Here is an 18,643-nt window from a genome sequence, read left to right as displayed (position 1 = left end):
TCAGCGAACCCGGTAGGGCTCGGCGTCGGCGCTTTTGAACTCGAGTCCGTTACCGAGCACGGCAGGGTCCATTCGGACCTCTCCGCCGTCCGGCTGACCGGCCCCGTCGAAGAACATGTGCTCGATGCGTGTGTGGTCGTGAAACCATTCCAGGTGGCGGAAATTCGGCGTCGCGGCCGCGACCTGCAGATGCAGGTTGGGCGCGCAGTGCCCGGACACGTCGAGGTTGTGGGCGGCGGCCACGGCCGCCGCCCGCAGGAACTCGGTCACGCCGCCACATCTGGATGCGTCGACCTGCACACAGTCGACCGCACCGGCGGCGCACAGCCTGCGGACGTCGTAGAGGTCGTAACCGTATTCACCGGCCGCGACATCGGCGCCGACCGCATCCCGCACGGCCCGCAGTCCCTCCACATCGTCCGACGACACCGGCTCCTCGTACCACGTGACACCGAGGTCGGCTGCGGCCTGCCAGATCCGCACCGCCTGCTTTCGTCCGTAGGCCCCGTTGGCGTCGACGAACAGCTCGACATCGTCCCCGATGACAGCACGGGCGTGTGTCATGCGGTCGAGATCCCGGTTTTCACGACGGCCCCACGATTCGCCGATCTTGATCTTCACCCGCGGGATGCGCAGCTGCTCGGTCCAGAACGCCAGCTGGTCGCGCAATCGGCGGTCGTCGTAGGTGGTGAATCCCCCACTGCCGTAGACCGCGACGGTGTCGCGCACCGCACCGAGCAGGCGATAGAGCGGTACCCCCAACAGCCGTGCCTTGAGGTCCCACAGCGCGGTGTCCACGGCCGAGATCGCCTGCCCGGCCACTCCCGAGCGCCCGATGTTGCGCACCGCGCGCACCATCTCGCAGAACGTGCCCGTCACGTCCAGGGCATCGGAACCGCGTACGACGTCGGCCAAGGTGCCACGCACCATGTCCGCCACCACTGCGGCGCCGTAGGTCCATCCCAGTCCCGTACGAGACCCCGCCCGGACCGAGACGACGATGATCGTGGTCGAGTCCCAACTCAGCGTCCCGTCTGCCTCCGGGGCATCGGTGGGAACGGAATATGCTGCTGCGTCGATCGTTTCGACGTCCACACCTGATGTGTTCATTGCGCGCGGAGTGTCCACTCACCCGTTGCGGTGGGGCATGAACTCCTGCGCTTTGGTCTTGGCTCCCGTGATGATGAAACCCCAGCTGTCCTCATCGCCCTTGAGCACCGCGGCGGCCGCCGACTTGGCCTGCTCCCATTCCGCATGGGGTGGGATCGGCGGCATGTTCGGATCGGTGAACACGTCGAGGACTGTCGGACGGTCGGCCGACAACGCTCGACTCCACGCGCCGTTGAGCTCGTCCGGGTCCTTGATCGCCACCCCGTTGAACCCCAGGCTCCGAGCGAAGGCGGCGTAGTCGACGTCGGGAAGCGTCTGCGATTCGGCGAATTTCGGCGAGCCGCCCATCGCGCGCATCTCCCACGTCACCTGGTTGAGGTCGTTGTTGTGCAAGATCGCGACGATCAGGCGCGGATCGGACCATTCCTGCCAGTAGCGCGCAATGGTGATCAGTTCGGCCATCCCGTTCATCTGCATCGCGCCATCGCCTTCGAAAACGATCACGGGACGGTCCGGATGACCGAACTTGGCGCCGATGCCGTACGGGACCGCCGGGCCCATCGTGGCCAGCGTGCCGGACAGGGAGCCGCGAATATCCCGACGGAAGCGCAGCAGCCGCGCATACCAGTTGGCCGCGGAGCCGGAATCCGCCGCGACGATGGCGTTGTCGGGCAGTTGCGGCGAGAGCTCGGAGAACAATCGCAGGGGGTTCACAGGATGGGCTTTCACCATCGCCTCTTTGTGCATCGTCTCCCACCAGCGAGTGACGTTCGACTCGATCGTCTCGCGCCACGACCGGTCGGGTTTGCGCTCGAGCTTGGGGATCAGCGCCCTCAACGCCGCCTTGGCGTCGGAGACGATGTTGACCTCGTAGGGGTAACGCATCCCGATCATCTTCGGGTCGATGTCGATCTGCACCGCGCGTGCCTGGTCGAGTTCGGGCAGGAACTGCGTGTACGGGAAGCTCGACCCGATGGTGAGCAGCGTGTCGCAGTCGCGCATCATCTCATAACTCGGCCGGGTGCCGAGAAGGCCGATCGACCCGGTGACCCAGGGCAATTCGTCGGAGAGAACATCCTTTCCCAGCAGGGCCTTGGCGACGCCTGCGCCCAGCAATGCAGCGGCTTCGGCGATCTCGTCCTGTGCGCCGCGCGCCCCCGTGCCCACGAGGATCGCGACCTTGTCGCCGGCGTTGAGCACCTCGGCGGCGCGCGCGATGGCGGCGTCGTCCGGCGCCGGCGTGGGCCACTCGACACCGACGCTGGACGGCACCATCTTGAACGCGTGCGTCGGTGGTGAGTACTCGAGCTCTTGGACATCGGACGGGATGATGACCGCGGTGGGAGCACGCTCACTGAGCGCGATACGGATCGCCCGGTCCAACACGTTCGGCAGCTGCTCGGGCACCATCACCATCTGCACGTACTCACTGGCGACGTCCTTGAACAGACTGATCAGATCGACTTCTTGCTGATACGACCCACCCATCGCGCTGCGGTTCGTCTGGCCGACGATCGCCACCACGGGAACGTGATCGAGTTTCGCGTCGTAGAGACCGTTGAGAAGGTGAATGGCTCCCGGTCCCGACGTCGCCATGCAGACACCGACCCGGTCGGTGAACTTGGCGTAGCCGACGGCTTCGAACGCCGCCATCTCCTCGTGCCGGGCCTGAATGAACTGCGGTTGATTGTCGGCCCGACCGAACGCGCCGAGAATGCCGTTGATGCCGTCCCCCGGATAGCCGAAGACGCGCTCGACGTCCCAGGCCCGAAGGCGTTCCAGGACGTAGTCGGCGACGGTCTGGTGTGACATGTGCTTCTCCCGGATATCGAATGTGCGTGTGGACGTCAGCGGGCCGAACGCCCCGCGGCCGACTGCGGTACTACCCGCAATCGTTGCGTCTACACAATCAATAATCCGGGCACGTCGCGCCCGCCACGGCGCGGCTGATTGCAGTGGAGCCGCCGGTGAGCGAGAATGCCGCAATGACGACCGTTCCACCCGCCCGCGCACCACGCAAGACTGTGTTGTCCACCCAAGTGGACGGTGTTCTGCGGGCGTCACGCGCCCTGGTCGGGATCGCGGCCGAATCGTTGTCCGAGGTCGACGACGTCGTGACGGTGCCGCAGTTCCGTGTCCTGGTGCTGCTGCACACACGAGGTCCGATGAACCTGGCATCGGTGGCAGCCGAACTGGGGGTCAATCCGTCCAACGCCAGCCGGACATGTGACCGACTGATCAAGGCGCGCTTGCTCGACCGGCGGGAATCCGAAGTGGACCGGCGCAACATCACCCTCACCTTGAAACCGGCGGGTCGACGGTTGGTGGAAAAGGTCACCGAACATCGCCGTGGCGCGATCGAGCGGGTTCTTCGATCCATGAAAGCCAACGAGCGGCAGTCGGTGGCGGCCGCGCTGGCAATGTTCGCATCGGCGGCCGGCGAACCGGCGGAGGGCACGGCCATCAGCCTTCTGTGGCCCCCGGAGTCCGCCTGACGGTTCCGCGTTTATCCGTTGCCCACCGTGGAATCAGCCTCCACAGGCAACCACGACAGGGGCAGGGATGACTCGGGTGAATGACGTGACCGTCGTCGGCACCGGCCCCAACGGGCTCGCGGCCGCCGTCATCCTCGCTGCTGCCGGGCTGTCGGTGTCGGTCGTGGAGGCGCAACCGGTCGCAGGGGGCGGGGCACGCACCGAGACGCTCGATCTCGGTGTCCCCCTCCTCCACGATCTGTGCTCGGCGGTGCATCCCATGGCGGCCGCGTCGCCGTTCTTCCAGCAGTTCGGCCTCACCCGCCGCGTCGAACTGAACTATCCCGAGGTGTCGTTCGCCCATCCCCTCGACGACGGGCCCGCGGGCGTCGCCTACCGCGACCTCGACCGCACCGTGCGTGAGCTCTCCGACCACAACACCTCCGACGGTCGTCAGTACGCCGCCGTCATGCGCCCGCTGGTGGAGACGGTCAGCGTGGTGCGCGACATCGGATTGTCCGACCTGCGCCACCCGCCGGCGTCGGTGCTGTCCCGCGACGGAGTCGTGGGGGCCGGCGCGCTGGCCGGCCGGGCCGTCGAGCTCGGCACCAGGGCATGGCAGCTGCTCACCGATGCCGAGAGGTGCGGGGCGATGCTCAGTGGCGTTGGCGCGCACGCGAACACCCCGATTCCCTCGCTGGCCGGTGCCGCGACGGCCCTGCTCCTCGGGGCACTCGCCCACGCCCCCGGATGGCCCCTGCCCACCGGGGGCAGTCAGGCGATCACCGACGCGCTGATCGCCGATCTGCACAGCCGGGGAGTCAGCGTCACCTGTGATCGACCGATCACCGATACGTCGTCATTGCCCGATTCCCGCGCGTACGTGCTCGACGTCGCGCCCTGGACCCTGAACACCGTGTTCGGAGACCGGCTGCCCGGACACTATCGGCGGGCGCTGGCGCGGTTCACCCCCGGCAACGGCGTGGCGAAGGTGGATTTCGCTCTGCGCGAGCCGATTCCGTGGTCAGACGTCCGTCTGCGCGGCGCCGGAACGGTGCATCTCGGTGGCACCAGAGCGCAGATGAAGCGCGCCGAAGCGGACACCTCCTCGGGCCGCCACAGCCCCACGCCGATGATGCTGCTGAGCCAGCCGACGGTGGTGGACCCCACCCGACTGGGACCGGATGGGGAGCATCCTCTGTGGACGTACCTGCATGTGCCCAACGGCTCTCCGCGCGACATGACCGCCACGGCCACCGCCCAGATCGAACGTTTCGCACCGGGCTTCCGCGACGTGGTGATCGGCTCTCGCTGCATCCCCGCAGCCGACATGGCCCACCACAACGCCAACTACCGGGGTGGTGACATCGCGGCGGGCAAGGTGTCGATGTACCGAATGGCCGCTCGTCCGGTGGCCCGGTGGGATCCCTACCGGACACCTCTGGGCAACGTCTATCTGTGTTCGGCGGCGACCCCACCAGGCCCCGGCGTCCACGGCATGTGCGGCATGCATGCCGCCCGCAGAGTGCTTTCCCAGCAATTCGGCATTCGGCGCATGCCGGACATCGGTCCGCAGGCATGACGTCGTTGCGCTAGTACACACATTTCACCACCGCATGTTTATCCACCCCCGGCGAGGGTAGCGGGGGTGTCATCGCGGCGCGCCCGAGCGCGTCGCTCCGTGCGGCAGCGGCGGTGAGGAGCCAATGGTGGGTGTACGTCGGTGGATCGACCAGTGGCCCGTGTATCGGCAACTCACCGGGCCCGATCCGTTGGGGAAGGCCGCGGCCGCTCAATCGGCACACAGTGCGTCACTGCGACCGCGGACCGCGACCGCCGACCGCGTCGTCACGTCGGTGTGCCCCTATTGCGGTGTCGGTTGCTCTCAGAAGGTGTACGTCAAGGACGAGAAAGTGGTCCAGATCGAGGGCAACCCCGATTCGCCGGTCAGCCGCGGCCGACTGTGCCCGAAGGGCGCCGCCAGCCTCCAACTGACAACCGGTTCGTCGCGGCGCCACCAGGTGCTGTATCGACCGCCGCGCGCGGCGGATTGGCAGCCGATCTCACTCGACCGGGCGCTCGACATGGTGGCCGACCGGGTCATCGCGACGCGCCGGGAGACGTGGCAGGAACACGTCGACGGTAAGCGAACGGCCCGAACCATGGGCATCGCCAGCCTCGGCGGCGCGACGCTCGACAACGAGGAGAACTACCTCATCAAGAAGCTCTTCACCGCTCTGGGTGTGGTACAGATCGAGAACCAGGCTCGGGTCTGCCACAGCTCGACCGTGGTGGGGCTCGGCACGTCGTTCGGCCGCGGCGGAGCGACGACCTTCATGCAGGACCTGCAGCACGCCGACTGCATCATCATCGAGGGTTCCAACTTCGCCGAATGTCACCCCGTCGGATTCCAGTGGGTGATGGAGGGCAAAGCGCGCGGAGCCGTCGTGATCCACGTGGACCCGCGCTTCACCCGCACCAGCGCGCTGGCCGACCTCCACGTTCCGATCCGTGCGGGAACCGATGTCGCGTTTCTCGGCGGGATCATCAATCACGTTCTGGCCGAGGACAAGTACTTCCGCGAGTTCGTGATCAACTACACCAACGCCGCGACGATCGTCGACGACGAGTTCGCCGACACCGACGATCTGGACGGCCTGTTCTCCGGGTTCGAACCCGAGGCACGCAATTACAAGACCGCCGAGTGGCAGTACGAGGGAGTGCAGGTCGCGTCGGCGTCCGGTAAGCGCGGCCGCGGCTCCGGGGAAGCGCACGAGGAGGACGACGTCCGCGCGGCGGGCCGTGCCGAGCAACACGGGATGGGAGGGGCGGCGCTCGAGGGCAGCATCGATCGAGACGACACGCTGCAGCATCCGAGGTGCGTCTTCCAGATCCTCAAGCGCCACTACGCCCGCTACACCCCCGAGATGGTGCACCGCATCTGCGGCATCCCGCCGGAGACGTTCGCAGAAGTCTGCCGGCACTTGACCGAGAACTCCGGACCCGAGCGCACCAGTGAATTCGTGTACGCGGTCGGCTGGACGCAGCACAGCACCGGCAGTCAGTTCATCCGAGCGGCGTGCGTGTTGCAGTTGTTGCTGGGGAACATGGGCCGGCCCGGCGGGGGCATCCAGGCTCTCCGCGGCCACGCCAGCATCCAGGGTTCGAGCGACATCCCGACTCTGTTCAATCTGCTGCCCGGCTACATCCCCATGCCGTACGCAATGCCGGAACAGTCTCGTGCGCACTTCATCGACGAGAACGCCGCGCGAATCGGCTTCTGGGCGAACATGGATGACTACCTCGTCAGCCTGCTGAAAGCCTGGTGGGGGGACGCGGCGACTGCGGACAACGACTTCTGTTTCGACTATCTGCCCCGGCTCACCGGTTCCCACAGCACCTACGACACCGTGTTCGAGCAGTTGCAGGGTCGGTGTAAGGGGTACTTCCTGCTCGGCGAGAACCCCGCCGTCGGCTCCGCGAACGCCAAAATGCAACGACTCGGCATGGCCAATCTGGATTGGCTTGTGGTGCGCGACTTCTCGTTGATCGAGAGTGCCACCTGGTGGAAGGACGGACCAGAGACCGAATCGGGCGAGATCCGCACCGACGAGAACGACACCGAGGTGTTCTTCTTCCCAGCCGCGGCACACACCGAGAAGTCGGGCAGCTTCACCAACACCAATCGCCTGTTGCAGTGGCACGATCAAGCGGTCGAACCCGATGGCGATGCACGCAGCGACCTGTGGTTCATGTATCACCTGGGCCGCATCATCCGGCAGAAGCTGGCCGGCTCGACCGATCCGAAGGACCGTCCGATCCTCGATCTCACATGGGACTACCCGACCATCGGGGACACCGCCGAACCGGACGCCGACGCCGTACTGGCCGAGATCAACGGCTTCGACGAGCACGGCAACCCACTGGACAGCTACACGCAGCTGCGTGACGACGGTTCCACCTCGTGCGGCTGCTGGATCTACTGCGGCGTCCGCAAGGACGGAGTGAACCAGGCCGCCCGCCGCAAACCGCAGAGCGAGCAGGACTGGGTGGCGCTCGAATGGGCGTGGGCGTGGCCCGACAACCGGCGCATCATGTACAACCGGTGCTCGGCCAAACCCGATGGCACCCCTTGGAGTGAGCGCAAGAAGCTGGTGTGGTGGGACGCCGAGCAGCGCACGTGGACCGGGCTGGACGTCCCCGACCTGCAGGCGACGAAACCGCCGGACTACCGGCCGCCCGACGGCGCGACCGGAGTCGATGCGCTGTCCGGCATCGACCCCTTCATCATGCAGGCAGACGGTAAAGGCTGGCTCTACGTGCCGTCCGGGCTGGCCGACGGTCCCCTGCCCACCCACTACGAGCCCCAGGACTCACCGGTGCAGAACGCGCTGTACGCCCAACAGCGCAGCCCGGCGCGAATGGTCTTCTCCGATGCCCACAATCGGTACGCACCCGACGCCGGTGACGCGGGTTCGCGGGTGTACCCGTACGTGGCGACGACCTACCGACTCACCGAACAGTTCACCGCCGGCGGAATGTCACGCTGGACTCCTTATCTGGCGGAGCTGCAACCGGAGATGTTCTGCGAGGTGTCCCCGGAACTGGCCGCCGAACGCGGTTTGGTCAACGGCGAGTGGGCCACCATCGTCAGCCCACGGGCGGTGATCGAAGCGCGCGTTCTGGTCACCGATCGGATGACGCCGCTGCACGTTGCCGATCGCACCGTGCACCATGTGGGACTGCCCTATCACTGGGGGCCCAACGGCCTCAGTACCGGCGACGCCGCCAACGAGCTGTCTTCGATTGTGCTGGACCCGAATTCGCACATCCAGGAAGTCAAGGCCTTCACCGTGGACATCCGGCCCGGGCGGCGGCCACGCGGCGCCGAGGCCAACGCCATGGTCGCCGAGTATCAACGGCGCGCGGGCGTCACCGACAAAACCGGTACAGGAGTGTGACCATGGACATGCATCAGGGCCTCGACGCTGACGATCCGCCCCACGGTGGTGGTTACGACCAGCAGCAGCCGCGGATGGGGTTCTTCACCGACACCTCCGTCTGTATCGGGTGCAAGGCGTGCGAGGTGGCCTGCAAGGAGTGGAACCACGTACCCGACGACGGCCTGAACTTCACCGGGATGTCCTACGACAACACCGGTGGCCTGGGCGCCGACACCTGGCGGCACGTGGCGTTCATCGAACAGCGCAAGCCGCTGGGCGCTCAGGCAGACACCGCCGAAGTCGTCGACATCGGAATGCCGGCCTTCGCCAAACCCGGTGACGGCGACGGCCAGCGCAGCGAGTTCCGCTGGCTGATGTCATCGGATGTGTGCAAGCACTGCACCCATGCCGCGTGCCTGGACGTCTGCCCGACGGGTGCGTTGTTCCGCACCGAGTTCGACACCGTCGTGGTGCAGGAGGACATCTGCAACGGCTGCGGCTATTGCGTCCCCGCGTGCCCCTACGGCGTGATCGACCAGCGCAAGGACGACGGGAGGGTCTGGAAGTGCACGCTGTGCTACGACCGGCTCCACGACGGCATGGAACCGGCCTGCGCGAAGGCGTGCCCCACCGACTCGATCCAATTCGGCGAGTTGTCGGAACTGCGCGCCCGCGCACAGGATCGCGTCGACAAGCTCCATTCGGCAGGTATCGCCGACGCCCGACTGTACGGCGAGGATCCTGGTGATGGGGTCGGCGGCACCGGTGCGTTCTTCCTCTTGCTCGACAAGCCCGAGGTGTACGGTCTGCCGCCCGATCCGATCGTCACCACGCGCGACCTTCCCGCGATGTGGCGCAATGTCGCCATCGCGGCAACGGGCATGCTCGCCGGGCTGGCGGCGACGTTCCTGGGCGGACGCTGATGGACGATCGCCAGACCGGCATCCCGGCGGACACCTCGGCCCCGCCCGACCGTGCCGCGATCACCTGCGACGTCGGTCGATTGCCCAACCGCCGGCGTCGCCGGGGACGGGGCGAGAAGAAGATGGTGCCGGATGCGCACTTCGAGTCGTACTACGGCAAGCCGGTGTTGAACAAGCCGACCTGGGAAGCCCGTGACATCGCGGGATACCTGTTCCTCGGCGGATTGGCGGGCGGGTGCTCGGTTCTGGCCGCTGGTGCCGAGCTGTCCGGACGACCGAACATGGCTCGCGCCACGAAGTTCGGCGCGCTGGTCGCGATCAGCGGATCACTGGCGGCATTGATTCACGACCTCGGCCGGCCGGCCCGGTTCGTCCGGATGCTGCGGGTCTTCAAGCCCAGCTCGCCGATGAGTGTCGGATCGTGGATTCTGGCCACCTACGGCCCTCTCGCCGGCGCCGCCGCGGTCACCGACGCGCTTCGAGTGCTTCCGCGTATCGGCACGCTCGCCACGGTCGGCGCCGGTGTGGTCGGCCCTGCGGTGGCGTCCTACACCGCAGCGCTGATGTCGGACACCGCCGTGCCGACGTGGCATGACGGTCACCGGCAGATGCCGTTCGTGTTCGTCGGTTCGGCTGCCACCGCGGCAGGTGGCCTGGCGGTGCTGACCTCCCCGAGAAGTGAAGCCGGCCCGGCCAGACGCGCCCTGATGGCCGGTGCAGCAACGGAATTGATCGCCAGCGAGGTGATGAGCCGACGGATGGGTCTGTCGGCCGAACCATTGCACCGAGGACAGGCGGGCAGGCTCATGCGGGTCGCGAAGCTGCTCACCGTCGTCGGGGCAGCGCTCGGCGGCATCGGTGGTCGCCGATCGCGCGCGGCCGCAGTCGCCGGAGGCGCAGCCGCGCTGGCTGCCTCTGCCTGCACCCGGTTCGGCATCTTCCATGCCGGCGTCGCGTCGGCCGAGGACCCGAAATACACGGTTGTCCCGCAACGGAACCGGCTCGACCGACGGGACCGCTCCACGGTCTGAGCGCACGCCCTCCGCATCTCAGCGACGGTTGCGTACCGCCCCGATCGCCCATGCCGCCACTACCGCGGCTCCTGCGACCGTCAGCAGACGGTGGTTCTTCTCATCGGTGGCGGGTTCTGTTTCCTCGTCGCTCGGTGTCGAGGGTCGGTCGATGTCCGGATACGCCGTTCGCGCCCCCGCCCAGGCGGCGTCCTCGGTGACATAGTCGTTGGTGCTGTCGAGAACGACATCGGTCTCGCCGGCGGACTCCCGGTACCGCCAGCGCCATCGATCGCCGGAGGTCGGCGTCACCTCGATGCGCCGCGGTCTGCCGGCAGCTGCGTCCCCCGTGCGTGGTGTCCGGCGCAGCGCCGCCTTGACGTCGGCAACGGTGACATCGGCGAAGCCGCCCTGCACCCGCTGCAGGGCGCGGGCCAGGACGAAGGCGGCGAACGCGCTCACCAGCGGCACGGCGACCGCCGCGATGCGCAGCACCCAGACCACCGCCTCGATGGACAGGCCGAACCACTCGGCGATGACGTCGTCACCGCCCGCCATCACCAGCACCGCGAAGAAACTGAGCCCCGCGAAACCGACCGCCATCCGCACCGGGTGGTCGCGCGGGCGGTCCAGCAGCTGATGTGCGTCGGTGTCTTTCGTCGCCCACTGCTCGAGGAACGGCCAGGCATAGAGCAGTACGAAGGCGAGGCCGCCCAGCCCCGCACCTGGCCAGAACTGGGTGGGGATCAGGTGGCCGAAGACGTGCACATCGGCAGGCGGGAACAACCGGAGCGCACCGTCACCCCAGGCGACGTACCAGTCCGGCTGTGCGGGCACCGTCGACTGGGACGGATCGAAGGGTCCATAGATCCAGACCGGGTTGATCTGCGCCAGACCGCCCAGCGCGAACAGCACGGCCAGCACGGCCGCGAGAAGGCCGAGCGTGCGGATCGTGTAACTCGGCCACAGCCGGGAGCCGACGACATTACGCTCGGTCCTTCCCGGGGCGGGGAACTGAGAGTGCTTCTGCCGCACCAAGATCAGCAGATGCAACCCGATCAAGACGGCCAGCAGGGCGGGGACGACGAACACGTGCGCGGTGAACATCCGGGGAATCGTCTGTTCGGCCGGGAACTCCCCACCGAAGATCAGGAAGACGACCCAGGGACCGACGACGGGCAGCGACTCGACGACCGAGTAGATGATGCGCAAGCCGGTCCCGGACAGTTGATCGTCGGGCATCGAATAGCCGGTGAAACCGTTGACCAGGGCCAGCACCAGCATCGTCACACCGATCACCCAGTTGATCTCCCGGGGTCGGCGGAACGCGCCGGTGAAGAAGATCCGGCAGAGGTGCACGACGATCGCTCCGACGAAGATCAGTGCCGCCCAGTGGTGTGTCTGGCGCATCAACAGGCCTGCCCGGACGTCGAAGCTGAGCTCGAGCGCCGAGGAGAACGCCCCCGAGGTGGTCACCCCGTCCATCGGGGTGAATGCCCCGTGATAGGTGGTCTCGGCCGAGCTCGGGTCGAAGAACAGCGCGAGGAACACTCCGGTCAGGACCAGGACGACGAAGCTGTAGAGCGCGATCTCGCCGAACATGAAGGTCCAGTGGTCGGGAAAGATCTTGTTCAACGCCGTGCGCAGGGGCGACGCGACACGCAGTCGGCTGTCGAGGGTTCGGACGAGGCGGCGGGTGATCATGGCCTGCTCCAGTAGCCTGCGCCTGGCGGCCCGGTGAAATCATCTGTGCCGTAGAGGAACCCGTCCTCGTCGACGGCGATGGGCAGTCCGGGCAGCCCTCGCGCGGCTGGTCCCTGCACTGCTCGGCCACCCGAGAGGAGATCGAACACGGATTGGTGACACGGGCACAGCATCCGTCCCGTCGACTGCTCGTACATGCTGACCGGACAGCCGGCGTGGGTGCACAGCAGCGAGTAGGCGACGACACCGTCGACAGTTCCGCCCGGTGGTGGCGACATGAACCGTGATGGCGCGATCCGTACCACGAATGCCGGAACGTCACCCCCTTCTGTGTGACCTTCGGGGAAGACGGTGATCATGGTTTCGTCGGTGACGTCGTCGATGCGTACGGGACGCTTCTCGGCATCGACGAGGCGGATCGGGCCGGTGCGCCACACCGTTCTCCCCAGCTGTCGGGCCGGGTGTTCGCCCCGCGGCTGCATCAGCGACCGCAGCGGGAACAGCGCTGCCGCACCCAGTGAGGTGGCGGCCAGCGCCAGCAGCGCGAGCAGCCCACGCCGGTGCGGGTGAGCGATCTCGCTGAGTTGCTCGACCGCCGCGTCGGTCTGGCGGGGCGGCGAGGAGAACCCCTCGTGCTCTTCGACGTAACCTCCCTGGCCCGTCAGGTGACGCGCCCACACGGTCAGTCCGACTGCGATGCCGCCGAACCCCACGGCGAGTGCGCCGCCGAGCACCTGGGTGGACCAGTTCAGCGTGTACGCGGCGGCGAAGCAGATCGCGGCGGCCACCGAGACCCCGAACGACGCCACGATCGCGACGTGCGGCCGGTCGGTGTCCTTGTCGACCGGGCTCATCGGGATCTGCTCCCCAGTCGACGAGACACGATCAGCAGCAGGGGGATTCCGACTCCCAGCGCGAGCAGTCCCTCTGTCATCGGACCGATGCGGCCAAGGCTCGCGCCGCCCTTGTCGAGGTCCTCTCCCCTGTCGGCGAGCGTGCCCACGTAGGCGGCGATCGCGTCGACATCGCGCGGGTTCAGAACACTGGGCGGGAAGGCGGGCATGAAGCCCGGACCGACCCTGATCGCCTCCCCCACCTGGGTGGCAGTGGCTTTTCGGAGGTCCGGTGCGTGATGTCCGTCGGTCAGCGCACCTCCGGTGCCACCTGCCGAGTGACATGCTGCGCAGTTCTGGGCGAACAGCTTGCGGCCTCGTTGCACGTCGCGCGGCTCCACTCGGGGGATCGGCGGCCCGCCGGGGTGAAGATCGGCGAGATACCCGACCACAGCGTCGATCTGGTCCTGGCTCAGCTTCGCCTCCTGGTGTTCGGAACGGTAGGACTCCTGGGGGCCCAGCGGCATGCGGCCGGTGCCGAGTTGGAAGTCGACGGACGCGCTGCCGACATCGGCCAGCGAGGGACCGCGGTCCGTACCCTCGGCGGTCGGTCCGTGGCAGCCGGCGCAGGTCTGCGCGTAGAGGCTGCGTCCGACATCGTGGGTTCCCTGCGGCACTTCGGGTTTCGGCTCCGGTGGCGGTTGATACGACGAACACCCTGCGGTGAGTGCCACCGCCGCCAGGCACCGCGCCACGCGCGTCCATGTCGTCATGAGATCCCCTCGGGAACCGGGCCGGGACGCACCAGGACCTCGTCACGCGACGAGCCCCCGTCCATGCCTGTCAGCCAGCGACCGAAAGCATGCACGGCGAAACCCAGCAGGACGACATCCATCGGGATCCACATGACGAGCCCGGCGAGCTGTTGATCGGCCAACGGGTCGGCGGTGCCGTAGACCACCGACGGATACAGCGGTTGCGGCGCGAACGTCAGGACCGCTCCGAGCGCGGCGCTGGTCATCCCGACCCCGAACAGGAGGAGAAAACCGAGCGGTCCGGTGAGACGATGACGGTCGGGGCTGAGCACCGCGGCCCACAACATCCACGCGATCACCACGAACGACAGGTGCTCCACCGCGTGAACCACCTCGACGCGTTCGGCGAAGGCGAACATCGACGGCAGGTGCCACACCCAGAGGACGCCGGTGAACACCAGCCCGCCGGCCACGAGTCTGTGGGCCGGCCGACGCAGCCACCGCGCGAACGGCGCGGCTCGGTAGCGGTTGACGACACGGCGCAGCCGGCGCGGCAGGGCGAGAGACAGCGGCAGCGCTGCTCCCCCTGCGCCCAGCAGGGGGCCGACGACGACCACGAGCAGCATGTGCTGCGCCATGTGGCCGGCGAAGGAGCCGGCCGCGAACTCCGCGACCGGCGAACTGTCCGCAGCCCCGATGGCGGCCAGCCCGAGACCGAATCCGACAGCCCTCGGCACCGAGATGACGGCCCCCGTACCGCGGCGCTGCCACAGATTCTGTACACCGCACCCGTAGAGGGCCGCGAGCCCGCATAAGACGACGATCGTCGCCATCATCGACCACGCTTCACCGGGCTGCGCGGCGCTGTGAGCCAGCACGGCCTCGCGAGCTACGCCTGACATGGCGAGAACACCAACAGGGCGACACCGTCGAAGACGATGATCGCGGCGAACAGAAGGTTGGCCCACAGACCGATACCGGCCACCAGGTGAGCGCGTCCCGCGCGCTCGGTACTGATGTCGAGGTGGCTCGGGCCGGTGTGGCGTCGCATCCACCACGCTGCGCCCAATGAGGTGAGGCACACTGCCAGCGGGATCAGTGTCGACAGTGCGACCGCGATCTTCAGCGGCAGTTCGCCCACGGTCGAATGCCCACCGAGACAGACGGTTTCGGTCATCCCCCACGACGAACCCAGATGAACCGCCCATGCGACCGCCCCGCCGATCGCGGCGAACCACATCCACAGCGCACCCACCAACGGGCGCTTTCGATCAGTCGTCTCGGCCATCTAGAGCCGCCCCGACAGGTAGATGGTGAACAGGATCGCCACCCACACGAGGTCGACGAAGTGCCAATAGATCGCGGCCAGCCGTACCCGTTCGTGACGGCGGTAGCCGAAGCTGCCCCGCAGCGAGGCCGCCAGCAACCAGCCGACCATCAGCAGCCCGACGGTGACGTGCAAGCCGTGGAACCCGGTGATGGTGTAGAAGAACGAACCATAGACATTGGTGGTGAAGGTGAACTTCTCGAGTTTGCTCGAGTATTCGAGACCCTGCAGGATCAGGAAGGCCACTCCCATGATCAGGGTCGCGAGCAATCCGAGCCGCAGCCGCCAGAGCTGTCCCTTGCGGATGCCGCGCTCGGCCCACATCACCGGAAGACTGCTGGGCAGGAGGATCGCCGTCATGATCAACGGGCGTCTCAGCTCCGGTTGCTCGATCCCGCCCAGCGGCCACGTGTCCACCTGGAAACGCACGTAGAAGTAACTGGACAGCAACACCGCGAAGACGGTTGCCTCCGTGGTGACGAACATGACCATGCCCCACCAGCCGACGGTGCGCCCGGCCGGCGCTTCGGCGAGGAACGTCGACGGACGACTGATGGCGCTCTCGTGGACGGTCATCGACTGCCTCCCGAGACGCCGGCCTCACGGGGGCTGCGCTCCGGCGGCCACAGCCAACCGGCCAGCGTCAGGAACACCGCACCGATACCGACGATCGCCACCCAGTACCACGCGACGAGCATGCCGAGGAAGAACACGAGCAGGCCCACGGCGAGGAGGAACGGGCGGACCGACTCCTCGACGACCTCGATCGCTTGATCGAACGTGCCGTCCAATTCGGTGGTGGTCGCCGTCATCCGGGACTCGTCGAGGATCTGCTCGGGGTCCGGGTCGGCGATGGACTTCGCGGTGCGCTCGTCCCAGACCGGGTGCGCGCTGTAGACGCGCGGGAGCACGGCGAAGTTGTAGTGATCCGGCGGTGATGCGGTGGCCCATTCGAGGGTGTCGCCGTTCCACGGATCGGGCGGAGCCGGGGGCCCGTACCGGATCGCGTGGACCAGCACCCCGAGCAGGAGTGCCAGACCCAGCGCGAGAACTGCAGAACCGATGCTGGACAACAGATTCCACACATCCCAACCGAGATGCGGCCGATAGGTGTAGATGCGGCGCGGCATGCCGAGCAGCCCCGATACGTGCATGGGGAAGAACGTGAGATTCATGCCGATGAACACGAGCCAGAAAGCGAGCACCGCCGCCTTCTCGTGGTACATCCGCCCGGAGATCTTCGGCATCCAGTACAACAAACCGGCCATGATCGGGAACACGGCGCCGCCGAAGAGGACATAGTGGAAATGCGCCACGACGAAGTACGAGTCGGTGACCTGCTGATCGAAAGCGACGACCGCGAACATCACCCCGGTGACGCCGCCGAGGACGAACACCACGATGAACCCCACGGCGAACAACATCGGGGCGCGCAGTTTGATCTTGCCCTGCCACATCGTCGCCAACCACGCGAACATCTGGACCCCGGACGGGATGGTGATCAGCAGGCTCGCCGCGCTGAAGAAGCTCAGCGACAGCCGCGGCAGTCCGGTGGCGAACATGTGGTGCACCCACACGCCGAAGGACACGATGCCGATGGTCACGACGCTGAGCACGATCAGCGGGTAGCCGACGATGCCGCGCCGGGAGAACACCGGGATGATGGCCGAGACGATGCCGAGGGCCGGCATCACGATGATGTAGACGTCGGGATGCCCGAACAGCCAGAACAAGTGTTGCCACAGCAGAACGTTCCCGCCGTTGGCCGGATCGAAGAAGTGGCTGCCGAACCGACGATCCATGAACAGCAGGGCATTGGCCAGGTTCAGCGGCGGGAGAGCGAAGACCACCATCATCGACGTCGCCACCAGCGCCCAGACGAAGATCGGCACCCTGTTCATCGACATTCCGGGTGCGCGCATCTTGAGCGCGGTCACGATGAAGTTGATCGCCCCCGAGGTGGTGGAGATCCCGAGGAACAACAGACCCAGCGAGTACACGTCCAGACCCAGCCCCGGCGAGTAGGGCTCGGTGGTCAGCGGGACGTAGGCGAACCAGCCACCGTTGGGCCCGTTGCCGGCCAGCATGCTGGAGAACATCATCACGCCGGAGAACAAAAAGACCCAGTAACCGAACGCATTCAGGCGCGGAAATGCCATGTCCCGGGTGCCGAGCATGAGGGGGAAGAGCAGATTCCCGAACCCGAACAGCATGGGCGTGGCGAACAGGAAGATCATCGAGGTGCCGTGCATGGTGAAGAACTGGTTGAACACACCCGGCGGCACCAGGTCGGACTCCGGACGCGCGAGCTGGGCCCGCAACGACATCGCCAGCACGCCCGAGATGACGAAGAACGCCGAGGCGGTCACCAGGTACCGTCGGCCGACTCGCTTGTGGTCCACGGAGGTGAAGAACGTCTTCAGGGAATGTTGTTCGCCCCATTGCTTTTCGAGACGTTCGTCGATCTCCTCGCGGTCCGCGGTACGTTCGGTCAGCGGAGCGGCGGTCACGGCGCCTCCCTATCGGACGGCTGCAGCGAGCGCAGGTAGGCGATCAGATCCGGCATGTCGGCGGGCGCGACGGCCTGCGGCGGCATCTCGTTACCGGGCTTGGCTTGCTGCGGATCGGTGATCCACTGCCGCAGGTGCTCGTTGTCATTGGTCAGGGTGCCGGCGCCGATGCTCCAGCGGTCGCCGATGGTGGTCAGATCGGGCCCGACCACTCCGTCTGCCGGTGTCCCCCGAATGGAATGACAGGCAGCGCACCCGGTCTGGAGAAAAACCTGCTCGCCGCGCCGCTGCGCATCGGTCGTCGTCGTGGCCGGCGCCCCCGCCCAACGCAACCACGCGTCGAAATCGGCCCGTGGTTGCGCGACCACCATGAACGCCATGTGTGCGTGTTGCATCCCGCAGTACTCGGCGCATTGACCGCGATACGTACCGACCCGATCGGCGCGGAGCCACATCGTGTTGGTGCGTCCGGCGATGAGATCGGTCTTCGCCGACAGCTGCGGCACCCAGAAGCTGTGCAGGACGTCGTCGGTGCGCAGCTTGACCTCGACGTCGGTGTCGACGGGGATGTGGATCTCGTTGGCGGTGACGGCCGGCTGACCGGGATAGCGCACCTCCCACCACCACTGGTGCCCGATGACCTCGACCGTGATCGGCGGCGAGTCGGACGCGCCCGAGGGACGCTCACTCAGCGCCAGCGTGTCCCGCAGACCGAAGCCGTAGACCGTCGCCAGCACCACGAACGGCGCCACGGCGCCGGCGATCAGGACGAACGTCGTCGGGTTGGAGTGTTCGACGTCGCTCTTCCGTCGGCGGCGAGCCACCACGAGCACGACCCCGATCACCACGATCACGCAGACGACCGCGGCGATCCAGAACAGCAGCCACCAGAGTTGCTCGATGCGACGGGATGGCGGTCCGCCCGGATCCAGAGCGGACGGCGAGGAGTCCGAGCACGCGACGGCGAGCATCGTCGCAGCACCGACGGCCGCAGCCGTTACGGCACGCGCGCTCTTGCGCACGGCGCCCACGATCACCTCCTCGACGACGCGGG

At 67.1% G+C, this 18,643-nt stretch carries 15 protein-coding genes; 5 read left to right on the top strand and 10 right to left on the bottom strand.

Going from position 1 to position 18,643, the window contains the following annotated elements:
- Positions 1 to 1,110: an enolase C-terminal domain-like protein gene (locus MHN84_RS07085; protein WP_241203933.1), complete on the bottom strand. Its 1,110-nt coding sequence runs from the start codon at positions 1,108 to 1,110 to the stop codon at positions 1 to 3.
- An 18-nt stretch (positions 1,111 to 1,128) separates the two neighbouring features.
- Positions 1,129 to 2,922, bottom strand: coding sequence for a thiamine pyrophosphate-requiring protein (locus MHN84_RS07080; protein WP_241203932.1), 1,794 nt, complete (start codon positions 2,920 to 2,922; stop codon positions 1,129 to 1,131).
- A 173-nt stretch (positions 2,923 to 3,095) separates the two neighbouring features.
- Here MHN84_RS07080 and MHN84_RS07075 point away from each other — a divergent pair, with 173 nt between their 5' ends.
- The 5 genes from MHN84_RS07075 to nrfD all read left to right on the top strand — a co-directional run bounded on the left by MHN84_RS07075 (position 3,096) and on the right by nrfD (position 10,481).
- A complete protein-coding gene (locus MHN84_RS07075; RefSeq protein ID WP_241203931.1) occupies positions 3,096 to 3,605 on the top strand; it encodes a MarR family winged helix-turn-helix transcriptional regulator in 510 nt (169 codons plus the stop codon).
- Between the two features lie 76 nt (positions 3,606 to 3,681).
- Positions 3,682 to 5,166 carry a phytoene desaturase family protein gene (locus MHN84_RS07070; protein WP_374238333.1) on the top strand — a complete coding sequence of 495 codons (1,485 nt, stop codon included), beginning with the start codon at positions 3,682 to 3,684 and terminating at the stop codon, positions 5,164 to 5,166.
- A gap of 127 nt (positions 5,167 to 5,293) precedes the next feature.
- Positions 5,294 to 8,545, top strand: a complete 3,252-nt coding sequence (gene fdh / locus MHN84_RS07065) for a formate dehydrogenase (protein WP_308192921.1) — start codon at positions 5,294 to 5,296, stop codon at positions 8,543 to 8,545.
- 2 nt (positions 8,546 to 8,547) lie between these two features.
- A complete protein-coding gene (locus tag MHN84_RS07060; RefSeq protein ID WP_374238332.1) occupies positions 8,548 to 9,450 on the top strand; it encodes a 4Fe-4S dicluster domain-containing protein in 903 nt (300 codons plus the stop codon).
- The gene (gene nrfD / locus MHN84_RS07055) at positions 9,450 to 10,481 is read left to right on the top strand and encodes an NrfD/PsrC family molybdoenzyme membrane anchor subunit (RefSeq protein WP_241203929.1); all 1,032 of its coding nucleotides are present in this window, start codon (positions 9,450 to 9,452) and stop codon (positions 10,479 to 10,481) included. The genes MHN84_RS07060 and nrfD overlap by 1 nt, the downstream gene beginning before the upstream one ends.
- Positions 10,482 to 10,499: 18 nt before the next feature.
- Here the strand turns inward: nrfD and MHN84_RS07050 are convergent, their stop codons facing one another.
- From MHN84_RS07050 to coxB, 8 genes are read right to left on the bottom strand one after another with little or no spacing between them, the layout of a single operon-like run.
- Positions 10,500 to 12,164, bottom strand: coding sequence for a ubiquinol-cytochrome c reductase cytochrome b subunit (locus tag MHN84_RS07050; protein ID WP_241203928.1), 1,665 nt, complete (start codon positions 12,162 to 12,164; stop codon positions 10,500 to 10,502).
- Positions 12,161 to 13,018 carry a ubiquinol-cytochrome c reductase iron-sulfur subunit gene (locus tag MHN84_RS07045; protein ID WP_241203927.1) on the bottom strand — a complete coding sequence of 286 codons (858 nt, stop codon included), beginning with the start codon at positions 13,016 to 13,018 and terminating at the stop codon, positions 12,161 to 12,163. The genes MHN84_RS07050 and MHN84_RS07045 overlap by 4 nt, the downstream gene beginning before the upstream one ends.
- The gene (locus MHN84_RS07040; protein WP_241203926.1) at positions 13,015 to 13,770 is read right to left on the bottom strand and encodes a c-type cytochrome; all 756 of its coding nucleotides are present in this window, start codon (positions 13,768 to 13,770) and stop codon (positions 13,015 to 13,017) included. The genes MHN84_RS07045 and MHN84_RS07040 overlap by 4 nt, the downstream gene beginning before the upstream one ends.
- Positions 13,767 to 14,654 carry a cytochrome c oxidase assembly protein gene (locus tag MHN84_RS07035; RefSeq protein ID WP_241203925.1) on the bottom strand — a complete coding sequence of 296 codons (888 nt, stop codon included), beginning with the start codon at positions 14,652 to 14,654 and terminating at the stop codon, positions 13,767 to 13,769. Before MHN84_RS07035 ends, MHN84_RS07040 begins: the two co-directional genes overlap by 4 nt.
- Positions 14,642 to 15,040 carry a hypothetical protein gene (locus tag MHN84_RS07030; protein ID WP_241203924.1) on the bottom strand — a complete coding sequence of 133 codons (399 nt, stop codon included), beginning with the start codon at positions 15,038 to 15,040 and terminating at the stop codon, positions 14,642 to 14,644. The genes MHN84_RS07035 and MHN84_RS07030 overlap by 13 nt, the downstream gene beginning before the upstream one ends.
- Entirely contained in the window at positions 15,041 to 15,655 is a 615-nt protein-coding gene (locus MHN84_RS07025) for a heme-copper oxidase subunit III (RefSeq protein ID WP_241203923.1), read from the bottom strand.
- The gene (ctaD, locus tag MHN84_RS07020) at positions 15,652 to 17,589 is read right to left on the bottom strand and encodes a cytochrome c oxidase subunit I (protein WP_241203922.1); all 1,938 of its coding nucleotides are present in this window, start codon (positions 17,587 to 17,589) and stop codon (positions 15,652 to 15,654) included. The genes MHN84_RS07025 and ctaD overlap by 4 nt, the downstream gene beginning before the upstream one ends.
- Complete coding sequence (coxB, locus tag MHN84_RS07015) at positions 17,586 to 18,620, bottom strand: cytochrome c oxidase subunit II (protein WP_241203921.1); 1,035 nt, start codon at positions 18,618 to 18,620, stop codon at positions 17,586 to 17,588. Before coxB ends, ctaD begins: the two co-directional genes overlap by 4 nt.
- Positions 18,621 to 18,643 lie beyond the last annotated feature (23 nt).

Source organism: Mycobacterium sp. PSTR-4-N (genome assembly GCF_022348085.1).
In the GTDB taxonomy this organism is placed as follows: Bacteria; Actinomycetota; Actinomycetes; order Mycobacteriales; family Mycobacteriaceae; genus Mycobacterium.
The sequence above is the reverse complement of the archived record's forward strand: the minus strand, read 5'-3'. Positions and strand labels throughout refer to the sequence as shown.